This is a genomic window from Pseudoalteromonas sp. AS71, from assembly GCF_038900275.1.
Taxonomy (GTDB): domain Bacteria; phylum Pseudomonadota; class Gammaproteobacteria; order Enterobacterales; family Alteromonadaceae; genus Pseudoalteromonas.
Window position 1 is genome coordinate 86,029 of record NZ_JBBMQZ010000006.1, and the last position, 16,135, is coordinate 102,163.

12 protein-coding genes and 1 riboswitch are annotated in these 16,135 nt (G+C 41.0%); of the genes, 8 read left to right on the forward strand and 4 right to left on the reverse strand.

The annotated features are described in order from the left end of the window. Positions 1 to 19 precede the first annotated feature (19 nt). From carA to ribB, 5 genes are all read left to right on the forward strand, one after another. A complete protein-coding gene (carA, locus tag WNY98_RS06165; RefSeq protein ID WP_342877395.1) occupies positions 20 to 1,156 on the forward strand; it encodes a glutamine-hydrolyzing carbamoyl-phosphate synthase small subunit in 1,137 nt (378 codons plus the stop codon). 16 nt (positions 1,157 to 1,172) lie between these two features. Next, positions 1,173 to 4,391, forward strand: coding sequence for a carbamoyl-phosphate synthase large subunit (gene carB / locus WNY98_RS06170; protein WP_024599615.1), 3,219 nt, complete (start codon positions 1,173 to 1,175; stop codon positions 4,389 to 4,391). A 48-nt stretch (positions 4,392 to 4,439) separates the two neighbouring features. Then, entirely contained in the window at positions 4,440 to 4,916 is a 477-nt protein-coding gene (gene greA, locus WNY98_RS06175) for a transcription elongation factor GreA (RefSeq protein WP_024599614.1), read from the forward strand. A 158-nt stretch (positions 4,917 to 5,074) separates the two neighbouring features. Next, positions 5,075 to 6,133 (forward strand): S66 peptidase family protein, encoded by a 1,059-nt coding sequence (locus tag WNY98_RS06180; RefSeq protein WP_076924154.1) that lies wholly within the window; start codon positions 5,075 to 5,077, stop codon positions 6,131 to 6,133. A gap of 76 nt (positions 6,134 to 6,209) precedes the next feature. Beyond that, positions 6,210 to 6,383, forward strand: a riboswitch (FMN riboswitch). A gap of 140 nt (positions 6,384 to 6,523) precedes the next feature. Next, on the forward strand, positions 6,524 to 7,177 hold the full coding sequence (ribB, locus tag WNY98_RS06185) for a 3,4-dihydroxy-2-butanone-4-phosphate synthase (RefSeq protein WP_197186030.1): 654 nt from the start codon (positions 6,524 to 6,526) through the stop codon (positions 7,175 to 7,177). 80 nt (positions 7,178 to 7,257) lie between these two features. Here the strand turns inward: ribB and WNY98_RS06190 are convergent, their stop codons facing one another. Continuing rightward, on the reverse strand, positions 7,258 to 7,914 hold the full coding sequence (locus WNY98_RS06190; protein ID WP_342877396.1) for a nitroreductase family protein: 657 nt from the start codon (positions 7,912 to 7,914) through the stop codon (positions 7,258 to 7,260). Between the two features lie 132 nt (positions 7,915 to 8,046). Between WNY98_RS06190 and WNY98_RS06195 the strand changes: the two genes are divergently transcribed. From WNY98_RS06195 to rhlP, 3 genes are all read left to right on the forward strand, one after another. Then, positions 8,047 to 8,982, forward strand: a complete 936-nt coding sequence (locus WNY98_RS06195) for a LysR family transcriptional regulator (RefSeq protein WP_024597432.1) — start codon at positions 8,047 to 8,049, stop codon at positions 8,980 to 8,982. 13 nt (positions 8,983 to 8,995) lie between these two features. After that, entirely contained in the window at positions 8,996 to 9,340 is a 345-nt protein-coding gene (locus WNY98_RS06200) for a lactoylglutathione lyase (protein WP_342877397.1), read from the forward strand. A gap of 283 nt (positions 9,341 to 9,623) precedes the next feature. Beyond that, the gene (rhlP, locus tag WNY98_RS06205; RefSeq protein WP_342877398.1) at positions 9,624 to 10,448 is read left to right on the forward strand and encodes a rhombotarget lipoprotein; all 825 of its coding nucleotides are present in this window, start codon (positions 9,624 to 9,626) and stop codon (positions 10,446 to 10,448) included. 67 nt (positions 10,449 to 10,515) lie between these two features. Here rhlP and WNY98_RS06210 read toward each other — a convergent pair whose 3' ends face one another. The 3 genes from WNY98_RS06210 to WNY98_RS06220 form a co-directional block, all read right to left on the reverse strand. After that, complete coding sequence (locus tag WNY98_RS06210; protein ID WP_342877399.1) at positions 10,516 to 11,406, reverse strand: dienelactone hydrolase family protein; 891 nt, start codon at positions 11,404 to 11,406, stop codon at positions 10,516 to 10,518. A gap of 232 nt (positions 11,407 to 11,638) precedes the next feature. Further along, positions 11,639 to 14,788, reverse strand: a complete 3,150-nt coding sequence (locus WNY98_RS06215; protein WP_342877400.1) for an efflux RND transporter permease subunit — start codon at positions 14,786 to 14,788, stop codon at positions 11,639 to 11,641. Between the two features lie 2 nt (positions 14,789 to 14,790). After that, positions 14,791 to 15,969 (reverse strand): efflux RND transporter periplasmic adaptor subunit, encoded by a 1,179-nt coding sequence (locus WNY98_RS06220; RefSeq protein WP_342877401.1) that lies wholly within the window; start codon positions 15,967 to 15,969, stop codon positions 14,791 to 14,793. Positions 15,970 to 16,135: the final 166 nt, after the last annotated feature.

The following is a 16,135-nucleotide window of genomic DNA, read 5'->3' on the forward strand; positions in this document are numbered from 1 at the left end:
TACTGTTAGGAGGTTTAACTTGACTAAATCCGCTCTGTTAGTCCTAGAAGACGGCACAGTGTTTCGCGGTACTGCAATCGGCGCTGACGGCATGTCTGTCGGTGAAGTAGTATTCAATACGTCTATGACTGGTTATCAAGAAATTTTGACTGATCCATCATACGCGGAACAAATCGTAACTTTGACGTACCCACACATCGGTAATACGGGTACCAACAGCGAAGACGAAGAAGCGAATCAAATTTGGGCTAAAGGCCTAGTGATCCGTGATTTGCCACTGCTAGCGAGTAATTTCCGTAACGAGCAATCGTTAGATGATTACTTAAAAGAACGTAATATTTTAGGTATTGCGGACATCGACACCAGAAAATTAACTCGAATTTTGCGTGATAAAGGCGCACAAAACGGGTGTATTATTGCTGGCGACGAGTTAGACGAGAAAGAAGCGTTACAAGCCGCGCAAGCCTTCCCAGGTTTAAAAGGTATGGATTTAGCAAAAGTTGTCTCAACCAAGGAAAATTTTGAGTGGCGCGAATCAAGCTGGACATTAGGCGAAGGATTTAAAACCCTCGATACTGCTGATGAAAAGTTTCATGTTGTTGCCTACGACTTCGGTGTAAAGCGTAATATTTTACGTATGCTTGTAGACCGAGGCTGTAAACTTACAGTAGTACCAGCGCAAACCTCTGCCGCTGACGTACTGGCTTTAAACCCTGATGGTATCTTCCTATCTAATGGCCCTGGCGATCCTGAGCCATGTACTTACGCTATTGATGCAATTAAAACCTTTTTAGAAACCGACACACCTATTTTTGGTATCTGTCTAGGTCATCAGTTATTAGCCCTTGCCTCAGGTGCTAAAACCGAAAAAATGAAATTTGGCCACCACGGCGCTAACCACCCAGTTAAAGACTTAGACCGCGATGTAGTGATGATCACGGCTCAAAACCATGGTTTTGCAGCTCAAGAGTCAAGCCTGCCAAGTACGCTTCGTGCCACGCACAAATCGTTATTTGATGGAACGCTTCAAGGTATTCATCGTACAGATAAACCTGCGTTTAGCTTCCAGGGTCACCCTGAAGCAAGCCCTGGCCCGCACGATGCAGCCCCATTATTTGACCACTTCATCGATTTGATGCAAGCGCGTAAACACTAATTTAACTGGAGTAATAATGCCAAAACGTACCGACATAAAAAGCATTCTTATCTTAGGCGCAGGCCCAATTGTAATTGGTCAAGCTTGTGAATTTGACTACTCTGGTGCACAAGCGTGTAAAGCACTTAGAGAAGAAGGCTACAGAGTTATATTAGTTAACTCAAACCCTGCAACTATCATGACCGACCCTGATATGGCCGATGCAACCTACATCGAACCAATTCATTGGGAAGTGGTAGAAAAAATTATTGAAAAAGAAAAGCCAGATGCAGTGCTGCCTACAATGGGTGGTCAAACAGCATTAAACTGTGCGCTTGAACTAGACAAGCACGGTGTATTGGCTAAGCACGGCGTTGAACTCATTGGTGCAACGGCTGATGCAATCGACAAAGCAGAAAACCGTGAACGCTTTGACATTGCAATGAAAAATATTGGTCTTGAATGTCCACGTGCTGAGATTGCTCACACAATGGAAGAAGCTAAAGACACAATGACTCGCATTGGCTTGCCATGTATTATTCGTCCATCTTTCACTATGGGCGGCACCGGCGGCGGTGTAGCGTATAACATGGAAGAGTTTGAAGAGATTTGTGAGCGCGGCTTAGACTTATCGCCAACAAACGAATTACTAATTGATGAATCACTGATTGGTTGGAAAGAGTACGAAACAGAAGTTGTACGTGATAAAAACGACAACTGTATTATTGTTTGTACTATTGAAAACTTTGACCCTATGGGTGTTCACACTGGCGATTCAATCACCGTTGCACCAGCGCAAACGCTAACCGACAAAGAATACCAAATTATGCGTAACGCCTCTATGGCGGTATTGCGTGAAATTGGTGTTGAAACTGGCGGTTCGAATGTACAGTTTGGTATTAATCCTGCTGATGGCCGTATGGTTATTATTGAGATGAACCCACGTGTATCACGTTCATCTGCATTAGCATCTAAAGCAACGGGTTTCCCAATTGCTAAAATTGCTGCAAAGCTAGCAGTAGGTTACACGCTTGATGAACTTCAAAACGACATCACTGGCGGTAAAACACCAGCGTCTTTTGAGCCTTCAATCGATTACGTTGTAACAAAAATTCCTCGCTTTAACTTTGAAAAATTTGCCGGTGCGAACGATCGTTTAACTACGCAAATGAAATCGGTTGGCGAAGTAATGGCGATTGGTCGTAACCAACAAGAATCATTACACAAAGCATTACGTGGTCTTGAAGTGGGTGCAACAGGTTTTAACCCGATAGTTGCACTTGATGACCCTAAAGCAAAAGAAAAAATCATCCGCGAATTACGCGAGCCAGGCGCTGAGCGTATTTGGTACATTGCCGATGCAATGCGCCATGGCATGAGCGTTGATGATGTTTACGAACTGACTAAAGTTAACCGCTGGTTCCTAGTACAAATAGAAGACATTTTAAAAGACGAAGCAAAAATTGGTGAAGTAGGTATGGCTGGTTTAAATGCCGACTTCCTACGTAAACTAAAACGCAAAGGCTTTGCAGATCCGCGTATAGCTGAAATTGCGGGTGTATCTGAAGCTGAAATTCGTAAAAAGCGTCATCTATTAAACATCGTGCCAGTATACAAGCGTGTTGATACGTGTGCAGCTGAATTTAGCTCAGACACTGCTTATATGTATTCAACTTACGATGAAGAGTGTGAAGCTAACCCAACTGATCGTGATAAAATCATGGTTATTGGTGGCGGCCCTAACCGTATCGGTCAAGGTATTGAGTTTGATTACTGTTGTGTACATGCTTCGCTTGCGCTTCGTGAAGACGGTTATGAAACCATCATGGTTAACTGTAATCCTGAAACGGTATCTACCGATTACGATACATCTGACAGGTTATATTTCGAACCAATTACACTTGAAGACGTACTCGAAATCGTACGTGTTGAAAAGCCAAAAGGCGTTATCGTGCAGTATGGTGGTCAAACACCACTTAAACTAGCGCGTGAGCTTGAAGCGAATGGCGTGCCAGTGATTGGTACTTCACCTGATGCGATTGACCGTGCAGAAGACCGCGAACGTTTCCAACAACTTGTTGAACGTTTAAACTTACTTCAGCCAGAAAACGCAACAGTAACTTCAACTGAAGAAGCTTTACTTAAATCAGTTGAAATTGGCTTCCCATTGGTTGTACGCCCGTCGTATGTACTTGGTGGTCGTGCAATGGAAATTGTATACGACGAAGATGATTTACGTCGCTACATGACCGAAGCTGTGCAAGCATCAAACGAAGCGCCTGTATTGCTGGACCGTTTCTTAGATAATGCGATTGAAGTTGACGTTGACGCAATTTGTGATGGCGAGCAAGTAATCATCGGCGGTATCATGGAGCATATTGAACAAGCGGGTGTTCACTCAGGTGACTCAGCATGTTCATTACCAGCACATTCATTATCGCAAGAAGTGCAAGATGTAATGCGCAAGCAAGTAACCGACATGGCGCTTGAACTTGGTGTTGTTGGCTTGATGAATACACAGTTTGCAGTAAAAGATGGCAAAGTGTACTTAATTGAAGTTAATCCACGTGCTGCACGTACTGTACCGTTTGTATCTAAAGCAACCGGTGTGGCGCTTGCAAAAGTAGCTGCACGTTGTATGGCAGGTCAGTCTTTAGCAAGCCAAGGTATTACTAAAGAAGTGATTCCTCCATACTACAGCGTTAAAGAAGTTGTACTGCCGTTTGCTAAGTTTCAGGGGGTGGATCCAATCCGTGGTCCTGAAATGCGTTCAACGGGTGAAGTGATGGGTGTTGGTGATACTTTCGCCGAAGCATTCGCAAAAGCACAATTAGGTGCAAGCAACACTTTACCACGCGGTGGTCGCGCGCTATTATCTGTTCGTAATAGCGATAAGCCACGTATTGTTGAATTAGCCAAAATCATGACCGACTTAGGTTTTGAACTTGACGCAACTGGTGGCACGGCACAAGCTCTTGAAGAAGCTGGCATTGAAGTACGACGTGTAAACAAAGTATATGAAGGCCGCCCGCATATTCTTGATTATATCAAGAATAAAGAGTACAGCTATATCGTTAATACCACCGAAGGTCGCCAAGCGATCGAAGATTCGAAGGTGTTACGTCGTGGTGCATTGCAAAATAAAACCAACTATACGACAACCTTGAACGCGGCATTCGCTAACTGTACTGCTAATAAAGCAGATGACCGCAGTAAAGTGACGTCAGTTCAAGAGCTACACCTGCGATTGAACTAAGGAAATGTGCCAAGGCCAACTAGGGCCTTGGTGTTAAGTGAGAAAAGTATGCAATCAATTCCGATGACAGTTCGTGGCGCAGATTTACTGCGTAAAGAGCTTAACGAATTAAAAACAGTTACCCGTCCTAAAATCGTAAGTGATATTGCGGTTGCACGTGAACATGGTGACTTAAAAGAAAATGCTGAGTACCACGCTGCGCGTGAGCAACAGGGTTTTTGTGAAGGTCGAATTCAAGAAATTGAAGCAAAGCTTTCAAATGTTCAAATTATCGACGTAACTAAAATGCCGAATACTGGTAAAGTTATCTTTGGCACTACGGTAACTATTGTAAATGTAGAAACCGATGCAGAAGTAAAATACCGTATTGTGGGCGATGATGAAGCAAATATTAAAAACAATTTAATATCTGTTAACTCGCCTATAGCGCGTGGTTTAATTGGTAAACAAATGGACGACGCAGTGTCTATTGAAACACCAAAAGGTATTGTTGAGTACGAAATCATTGAAGTTGAGTATCTTTAACGCACAACTCACTTTAACGTTTTAAATAAAAGCCGATGTAATTACATCGGTTTTTTTATGTCTTAAATAAATTACTATACTGATAAGGGCGTTCATATTGCATAAAGAGTAGGCATGATGATATAGGTACATAATCACTTCATTAAAAGGAACACTCAATGGCTAATATACTTTACCCTGCGCCTTTAAAAGTAGGATCAAAAATAGCAATTTGCTCACTTTCAGCAGGTCTTAAAGAAAAGTTCCATGCACGATTAGACATTGTTATAAATGGATTAAAAAATCGAGGGTATGATGTTGTTGAAGGCGAGTTTTTACGTCAAAACAAACCGCGTGAACAGCTTAATGCTAAAGCACATGCTCAGCAATTAATGGGCTTTTTATTAGATGAAGAAATTGATGCAATTATGCCGCCAATGGGTGGTGAGCTGGCAATGGAAATACTGCCACTGCTTGATTTTAATGCCATTAAACAAGCAAAGCCTAAATGGTTAGTTGGCTTTTCTGATGTGAGTACTATTGCCTGTGCATTAACGGCTAAGTGCCAATGGGCGACCCTGCACAGTGCTAACCTTATGCAGTTGCATCCTGATGAAAAAAATCCGTATAGCTTACAAATATTCGAAACCCTTACTTACGAAGCGGGTAGTAAATTTGAGCAAGGGCCTTCCTCTTTATATCAAAAAAACAAGCCTAGCTACGCGCAAAACCCAAATGAATTACTAAGTCCTAGCGAGCCAACAAAATGGCAATGTTTAAACTACACAGATAAACGCACCATAGAAATGTCAGGTCGCTTATTTGGCGGATGTTTAGATACAGTAGGTTTACTGCTCGACTCACCATTTTTAGCACTACATGAATTTAAAAAGGACAGTGCGCCCGAAGGGCTTATTTTATACCTTGAAAACTCAGAACTTACACCTACAACCGTTGCACGATTTTTACTGTCATTAAAATTAGCTGGCATATTTGACGACATTAATGGTTTGGTTTTAGGGCGAAGTGAAATTACTCAAAGTCATTATGATGCCTTTGACTATCGACATGCGCTTGATGTAGCACTGGGTGGGTGTTTATTCCCAGTCATTTTTGATGCTGACATAGGGCATGTTCAACCTAACTTAAATTTAGTTAACGGCGCTACGTGTACGCTTATTGCTGATATAAATGAAGGTATAGTAAACAGTGCATCGTTAAATATTCAACTTTCGTAGTTTTTATCGCATTTAGTTTTGAAAAACAAATAAGTACAGGCGTATAATGTGCCTGCAGTAAGTGCTAATGCTTACTGTAAATTCTCAGGGCGGGGTGAAATTCCCCACCGGCGGTATGTTTAAAGTTACTTGTAACTCAAACGAGCCCGCGAGCGCTTTATTTAACTTATTTTTACGGTTAAGTAAAGGTCAAGCAGATCTGGTGAGATGCCAGAGCCGACGGTTAGAGTCCGGATGAAAGAGAATATAGCTTATTTATGTACACCAAAACGTAGCTTTTTGGTGAGCATTTTTAATGCTGTTTTGGTTTAATTCATGCAATTTTATTTGTATGGCTTTGCCATGCCTTTCAGTGTCCTGAATCTATTATTTTTTATTTGGAATATAATGATGATTCAGTCTCTACTTACTCAATTCGGCGAAAGCCAAATCCGCGTACAAAGCGCAATTACTGCACTACAGCAAGGGCAAGGCGTACTTGTTGTTGATGACGAAAACCGTGAAAATGAAGGCGACTTTGTATTTTCAGCTGAGCATTTAACGACTTCTCAAATGGCCGAAATGATCCGCGAAGGCAGCGGCATTGTTTGCTTATGCATGGGGGAGGAGCGTATTAAACAGCTCGACTTACCGCAAATGGTTACCCACAACACGAGTCAAAATAACACCGCTTATACAGTCACTATTGAAGCTAAGCATGGCGTTACAACAGGTGTGTCTGCTGCTGATAGAGTAACGACTATAAAAGCGGCGACAGCCGATAACGCTAAACCAAGTGATTTATCGCGCCCAGGGCATGTATTTGGTTTAAAAGCACAATCGGGCGGAGTATTAGTTCGTCGTGGCCACACTGAAGCATCGGTTGATTTAATGCAGCTTGCCGGCTTAAAACCATTTGGTGTAATTTGCGAACTAACAAATCCTGATGGTTCAATGGCGCGCTTACCTGAGGTGAGTGATTATGCTAATAAACATAATATGACTGTGGTTTCTATTGAAGATTTAGTACAATACATTCAGGCTGCGCAGCTTCAAGTAAGTTAAACCGCTTTGAAGAAAAAAACCACTTATTTAAATAAGTGGTTTTTATAATATTGTTATCATTTAAGTTTACAACGTATTACTTATAAAACTTGAATAACTTGCTCTTTTGCCAAGCGAGATTTAGGTAGTTTAGCATTATAATCTTCAGCGCTATCATGATAGCCAAGCACTAATGCCACGTCGCATACGTAACCATTGAGTTCTTTTTCAAAAACTTCGCCAATCAGCTCGGCATCTACGCCTTCCATTGGAGTAGAATCAACCCCTAAACGTGCAGCTGCATGCATAGTGTTACCCAGTGCAATGTAAGTTTGTGCTTTAGTCCACTCTTCATTACCGCCTTGCTCATCAGTATTCATATCCACAAACGCATAAGCACCAAAAGCTTGTTCGCGATTTTCTGCTTTAGTACGGCCATTTTTAATATCTGCATCAATGATTTGTGCGTAATCATCGCGGGTATATTTAGGGTTATGAGCAAATAATATTATATGCGACGCTGTTTTAATATGTGGCTGGTTAAACGCAAATTTATTAGCAAATGTACTGTGCATACGCTCTTTGGCTTCATCTGATTCAATTACGATGAATTTCCAAGGTTGCGAGTTAATTGATGATGGAGATAAGCGCATAGCTTCGTAAATAACTGCTAAATCGTCTTGAGATACACGTTTCGTTGCATCGTAACGTTTTGCTGTGTAACGCTTTTCTAAGTCATTAATAATAGGGTGAGTCATTGGTTTCTCCAAAATAAATAAGATTAGCTGTACAAAGTATTCGTCATTTACTTTATGTATAAATAATACAGCTTGCTTTGCATTAAATAAATCGCATAATCATTGAATCATTATCAAATATAAATAGATAATATGAATATAGAAGATTTAAAACTTATTTTAAAAGTCGCTGAGTTTAGAAGCATTACGCTTGCAGCTGCTAAATTAGATATGCGTACAGCCACAGCAAGCGCTGCTATTAAGCGTGTTGAGTCTGCGCTTGGTAGTGAACTATTTGTTCGTACAACACGTCATTTAAGGTTATCGGCTGCTGGGGAGCGCTACATACCACAATGTGAGCAGGCTTTAGCAGTGCTTGAACTTGCAAAGCAAAACCTTAAAGGTGAACATGACGAAATCGAAGGGGAGTTACGTGTTGCACTTTCATCTGATTTGGGGCGCAATTTAGTGATCCCATGGATTGATGAACTCATGGATAGTTATCCTAAGTTAAGCCTACGAACACATATAAGTGATAGTAATATCGACTTTTATCGTGACTCAGTTGATATAGCACTTCGTTATGGCTCGCCTAATGATGCAAGTGTTTATGGTTTTAAAATTTGTAACGTACCACGCTTATTATGTGCAACTGACGAATACCTCTTACAAAACGGGACTCCCGTGCATCCTGATGATCTAGCGTCGCATCAAGGTTTGTTTTATCAGTTGCAGGATATTATAAATAATACGTGGGAATTCAGTGATGGTGAGTCAAAATATAAAGTTAAAATGGGTGGCAGGCGCGCCTCAAACGACGGCGATTTAGTAAGGCGCTGGTGCGTTGCGGGTAAGGGCTTAGCTGTAAAGTCGGCACTTGATATAGCCGACGATTTGCTTAACGACAGGGTGGTTACCGTAATGCCAAATTATCAACATGTTAATGGTGAACTTTGGCTTATTTGTCCAAGTAGGCAGTCAATAACCCCTGCGGTGCGTTTACTACGTGATGCATGCAGAGCAAAATCCCAAGCTATTTTGCAGCAGTTGGTAAATAAAGGCATTATTGATAAAAGTGTACTGAGCTAATTAAGGAAGAGTTATGCAAGTTGATGATATTAGGGTTTTTATTCCCTGTAAAAGCTATGAGCAATCTCAGCGCTTTTATATAGCGCTTGGATTTAAGATTGAAGATGCCTCAAATGATTTATGTGTGTGTACCTTTGGCGAATGTACGTTCTTTTTACAGCGTTATTATAATAAAACGTTTGCTGAAAACTTAATGCTGCAACTTTGTGTGTTAAATATAGATGAAGCATACGAACTCATTAGTAACCTAAACGGTTTTGACATCCGCTTTGAGGGTATAAAACGAGGGCGTGTTGAACTTTATGGATTGAAATTTGTTCAATCTAGGGGCGATTTAATCGCGGCGCAGGGTTTGTAACCTAGTGGGCTAAGTAAAAACCGAGCAACAAAGAGTCAATCGCCCCTAGAAAGAACCCAAAGGGCAGCGTATGTTTGGTCTTTATGCTACGTTATCGCCTATGTATGGGGAACAACCACATATCATAGGCTCTGCCTTGCCTAAATACCAAACACACAGCTGCAAATTCAACCACCAAAGGTCAACACGCCCTAGACCCTTGGGGTACGTTATTTACTTATGGGGACCATCGGGTGAGCTTTGGCACGTAACTGAATTAAATTAAAAATAAAAAGGAATAAATATGAAATTTAATAAATATATAATCATTTTGATGGCGGCCTTACTTGCTTCTTGTAGCTCGTTTATGAGTAACAATACAGGTAAAAATACACAATCTAGTAGCTTAATGGATTTTTTATATCCTGATCAACAAAGCCGTGCTACCTATAAACCTGAAATACCTGTTTTAAAACTTCCTGTTACCGTCGGAATTGCATTTGTACCGTCTAAAAACTGGCAGCCAGACGGGCTAGAGACCCAAAACCAAGTCGAATTACTCGAAAAAGTAAAAAAGTCATTTCTTCAATATGATTACATTGACCGCATTGAAGTTATACCAAGCACCTATTTAAAGGGTGGTGAAGGTTTTACAACACTCGAGCAAGTAGGGCGACTTTACGATGTAGATGTAATGGCACTGGTTTCATATGATCAAATTACGCAATCTTATGAAAATAATGCAGCCTTACTTTATTGGACAATAGTGGGTATGTACGTTATTCCAGGTAATGAAAATACAATCCAAACCTTTGTGGATACAGCTGTTTTTGATATTAAAAGTAGAAAAATGCTATTTAGAGCACCTGGTATAAGTAAGCTTGAAAAAAGAACAACAGCAATAGGTATTGATGAAACGTTATCTGAAAAGTCGGCTGAAGGTTTTAATCTAGCGGTTAGTGATATGAGTACTAATTTAGATGCAGAACTAGCAAGGTTTAAAACACGTGTTAAAGAAGAAAAAATTGCAAAAGTCGAAAATAAAGATGGCTCTAGCAGCGGAGGCTCTTTGAGTATTTATTTACTCGTTTTGTTGTCGTTATTAGTTATGCGTAGTAAAAAAGTTTAAAGCAAAAAATAGCTAAGTACTTTAATAATGCCACCTACTTTGAGCAGGTGGCATTATTTTTTATTCGCTAACTTAGCTTTTTATTAAAAAACTCAACGGTACGCTGCCATGCAAGCTCGGCATTGTCTTTATCATATCGACCTGTAGAGTCGTTATGAAATCCATGATTTGCCCCTTTATACATATGCATAGTGTATTCAACGTTATTAGCTTTTAAATCTTGTTCGTACTGTGGCCACGACGCGTTTACACGTTTATCAAGCTCGCCTAATTGAATCATTAATGGCGCTTCAATGTTTTTACGTAAACTTTCGCTGGCTGGAGTACCGTAGAAAGGCACTCCGGCGCTGATTAAATTACTATCTACTGCCGCTAAATAATTAACAATGTAGCCACCAAAACAAAAACCGACAGCGCCTAACTTACCGTTACTGTTAGCATGCGATTTTAAAAAGTGCGCTGCGGCTACAAAATCGTTTTGAATTTTAGCGCGATCCATGGTTTTTTGCATAGCACGTCCTTCATCATCGTTACCAGGGTAGCCACCCAGTGGAAAGAGCGCATCGGGTGCAAATGCAATAAAGCCTACCTTCGCTAAGCGTCTTGCTACATCCTTTACGTATGGGTTTAATCCACGGTTTTCGTGTATCACAAGCACAACAGGGAGCTTACCTTCTATGTTTTTAGGGGTTGCTAAGTAACCCTTGCCTTTACCGTGCCCGTTTGGCGAATCGAATTCTTCGTACGTTGCCGTTATATCGTCATCGTTAAACGACACTTGTTCAGCCAGCGCGTAATTAGGTAATAATGCTGATGTAAGTACAGCCATTGAAAAACCAAGTGCAGCAAGGCCACCGAGTTTCTTCATAAAAGTACGTCGGTCCATTAAACCGTGGGCGTACTCGTCATACCAATCAAAGGCTTCTTGAGGAATGTGATCAGAGGGGGATGTATTCATGGCTGTTCCTTAATTTTATTATGTCTATTTATTATTTAAATACCATAACGCATTAAGAATAAAAAACGAGCAATATTTCTCTCAGTTATTAGGACTGTTGCCAAAGTTATCCTGCGTGTTAAAAAATAAGTAATAGAAGTATTGTTAGCAAATAGGTGAATATCATTTTTAAGCTAAAAATAAAAAGCTCGACATAATATGCCGAGCTTTTTTGGTTGGGATGTTACTTAATTTAGCTGTGAGTAGGCGCTGGTTGGGCATCTACTAGTGGTGGCTTGCCACGCATTTTACGTACTAATCGCTTAGCATCTTCTAGTGCAACATACTGACACGGTATAAGTATCAGTGTAATTACTGTGGCAAATAACACACCAAAAGCAAGTGATACAGCCATTGGGATAACAATTTTAGCTTGTAAACTCGTTTCAAAAATAATTGGCATTACACCAATAAAGGTAGTGATTGAGGTAAGTAATATTGCTCTAAAGCGACGAGCACCGGCTTGCATTACAGCATCCTTAATCGAAACACCTTCAGCGCGGGCTTTGTTTACAAAATCGACCATAACGAGGGAGTCATTTACGACCACACCCGCTACAGCAATTATGCCAAACATCGATAAGCTACTCATGGTCATGCCTAAAATCATATGCCCAAACATCGCGCCAACTACACCAAACGGAATAACCGACATTATAATAAGTGGCTGCGAGTAAGAGCGAAGTGGAATCGCTAACAAGGCAAATATAATCATCATTGATATACCAAAATCACGAAGCTGCTCTGAAGCGCTATCCATCTCTTCTTGAATGCGCCCAGCTACATCACTTGTAACGCCAGGGTAGCTTTTAAGTAATGTTGGTAAGTATTCATCACGAATTTCTTCTGCAATCGCAAATGGTTCGGCTTGGTCGGTATTTACCGCAGCCCATACGTTTACAGTACGTTTAGAGTTTTCGCGGCGAATACGGTTTACACCGTCAACCAGCTTAACTTCGGCTACTTCACTTAGCGGTACTTCAGCGCCTGTAGGCGTAATAATACGCACACTTGCTATGTCACTTATTGAGTTACGTTCGTCTTCTGGATAGCGGATCATGACTTTAATTTCTTCGCCTTCACGCAATATTCGCTGCGCTTCTAAGCCGTAGTAACTAAAGCTTACTTGCGATGCGACATCAGCAAGCGTTAATCCCATGCTATAAGCCAGTGGTTTTAAATCAAGTTGTACTTCGTCGGTAGCGCTTTGCATTGAATCGTTTACGTCGCCAACGCCTTCCATTGTTTGTAATTTAGCTTTTAATTTACCAGCCACTTCTTTTAGCTCGTCAGCATTTTTGCCTTCAAGTTTAAAGCTAACGTCGCCATCATCTCGACCGCCATTCATTATACTGTCTTGAATGGTCATGGTTTTAATGCCCGGTAAAGCGGGCATTTGCTCGCGCCATAATGCACTTAGAGCAAAGGTGTCGATAGGGCGTAAATCAGGCTCTACCAAAATAGCCATAATATTTGCTTGCGTTCGTCCGCGAAGGCTTACCGATAAATCGCGGATCATCGGTTTACCGTATTGCTCTTGTAGTTGCTGATCGACCTGTAACAACACGCTTTCTATTTTACGTGCGGTTTCAAGCGTTGCTTGCTCAGATGAGGCAAGGTTCATTTCTATATCAATACGCGGAAAGTCGTGCGGTATTTTAGGGTTTGGTACAAACTTAACTAAACCACCTGCAAACATACCTGCGCTTACAATAAGCAAACACATAAAGCCGACAATCACTGTATAGCGATAATGAATACAGCGGCCAACAAAAGGAAGGTAATAGTTATTCACAAAGCTTTTTAAGCTGCTATCAATCACCATACGTAAGCGGTGTAATAGGTTTTTAGGATTTGGTTTACGTGGGTTCATTGCTGCAATATGCGCAGGTAAAATAAGTTTTGATTCAATGAGTGAAAAAATCAAACATAAAATAATCACGCCACCAATGGCCTTAGAAAAAGCAGCGCCAGGGCCGGTTGCGAGTGTTTGAGGTAAAAATGCCGCAATAGTCGTTAGTACACCAAAGGTTGCTGGCATCGCAACGCGTTTTACACCGCGTACAACGTTATCAAGTGTGTGACCGTATTTTTCTATTTCGGCACTGGCTGACTCGCCCACAACTATGGCGTCATCAACAACAATCCCGAGTACAAGTATAAAGGCGAAAAGAGAGGCTAGGTTAATTGTTACATCTAAAAAGCCAATAGGCATAAACAAAAATGCGCCTAAAAACGAAACCGGTAAGCCCATCATTACCCAAAATGCTAAGCGGAGCGGTAAAAATAGTGCCAGCACTATCATTACTAACAAGCCACCCCAAATCATGTTATCGACCATCATATCGAGTCGACCTTCAAGGTAGTAAGTTAAATCAACAATAGGAGAGAGCTTAACGCCTGCAGGTAAAAGTGGCTCTTTAGTTGCCATGTAGCTTTTAAGTACTTTTGCTACATCGGTAATGTCTTGATCTTTTGATGCGTTTACTTCAAACGAGAGTGAATTTTTACCATTGTATTTTGAATATTGTAGACCTTCTTCAAAGCCATCATTAATAGTTGCAACATCGCCTAAATAAATTTGTGCGCCATCAGCAAGGGTAATAAGTGGCAGTTTTTCAAACTCAAAACCACGGTAGGCTTGTTTTTCAACACGCATCGAAATATAACCATTTTCAGAGCGTATTTGTCCCGCCGACATATTTGCCGAAAAGTTTTGCACCGCGCCTGCAATATCTCTAAATGTTAAGCCATATTCGCGCAGTTTATCGGGGCTGACTTCTATACCAATTTCGTATTCTAAGCCGCCGTTAAAATTAACAAGGTTAACGTGAGGCAGTGCTTGTAGTTCGTCTTTTATATCGTTGCCAAGCTCTTTTAACTGGTAGTTACTCATGTCGCCGTAAAGCGCAAGTATCATTACTTCTTGCTCAAACTTATCGCGGCGCACAACAGGGCGCTCCATTCCCGCAGGAAAGGTGTTTATTGAATCAACTTGTACTTTAATTTCATCAAGTACTTCTTGTGGATTGTATTGTTCTTCTATTTCAATCCACGCTTGTGAAAAACCACGGTTAGAGTACGTAATTAGGCGTTTAATGCCTTCAATACCTTCGAGGTTTTCTTCAACTTTTATGGTTATGCCTTCTTCAACCTCTTGCGGGGCTGCACCTGGGTAAACTGCTTGTACGCTTATCCAGTTGCTTTCAAACTGTGGGAACATTTGTTTGCGAATGGTCATCGCCATTAAAATACCGCCCACTAATATAAATATCATTAGTAGGTTGGCAGCAACGGGATTTCGGGCAAACCATGCTATTAACCCTGTTTCACGAGTGTTCATGATTATTCCTCTTTCAGCGCAAGTTGAGTTACATCAGTTTTATCAGGCGCAATATCTTCAATTTTTACTGCCATACCTTCAGTTGGGTATTCAAGCGCTGAGGTAACAATTTGCTCGCCATTCTTTAACCCTTGGCTGGCTATAATCATGCCGTTTTGTTCGCGTATAATATTGAGAGTTTTAAATGATAATGTTAAATCGTCATTTAAAATTACAATTTTATTATCTTTAACTAAATGGTGCGCAACAATAATCGCGTTATCAAGCGGGCGACCTTCAATGGTAGCGTTAATATATGAACCAAAACGAAGAGGGCGTGTTTTATCGCCATAAGGTGTTGCAAGTTGTGCAACCAAGTAGCTCATACGGCTTGTTTGATCAACCACACCTTCGGTGCGAATTACTTTGGCTTGCCACATTGTTTGCTTACCCGCGTATTCTGCGTTAAATGTAACATTTGAGCCTACGCCGCCATTTTTTAAATATTGCAGTTCTTGGTCGGCAACTGGTAAACGTACCTCTGCAACTGAGGTTGCACTTAATGCACCAAAACTATTACCTGGGTTTACCACGGAGCCTAAGCTAATTGTGCGCTCATTAATAATGGCATCATAAGGGGCTTTAATATAAGTACGTTCAAGATTGCGGCTAGCACGTTTAACACTTGCTTGAGCAGAGCGGTAACGCGCTAGTTTTTCGGCCAGTTGTGGTTTACGTAAATAAAGTTCTGAGGCAATAGCTTCGCTTGAGTCCGATTTAATACGCTCCCATTCAGCTTTTGCTACGTGTGCTTGTGCGCGTTCTATTTCAAGTGCTGAGCTTGCTTGTGCTAAACCTGCTTGCGCTTCAATAAAGTCTGCCTCGTAATCATTTGCATCAATTCGTGCTAAAATATCGCCTTGCTTTACAAACGCGCCTTCAACAAATTGATCTGATACCGAAATAACTTGCCCACTAACTTGTGCTATCAGCTCGGTACGGTCCTTTGGTTTAACAATGCCGTACGATTTAACATCGAGCGTTATAGAATCTAAAAGTATGCTTTGTGTTGCAACTAAAGGGCGTAAATCTTGCTCTGGCTTTTCTTCCGGTGGTTTTTTCATTGCCGTAAAGGCGAAAGCTAAAGCAATACCGCCTGCTAAAACAGCAATTGGGAGTATTATTTGTTTTGTAGTAGCCACAAGGCATTCCTTCATAATTGATGGTGACAGAGCAATAATACGCAATAAAGTGTTTACAAGGCGTTTTAAGATGTAACAAAGCATTACATATGTACATTACAACTCAACATGCGGCTAATTACGTTCCTAAAAAGGAATTAATGTAAGTGTGTTTTATTCAGAGGAT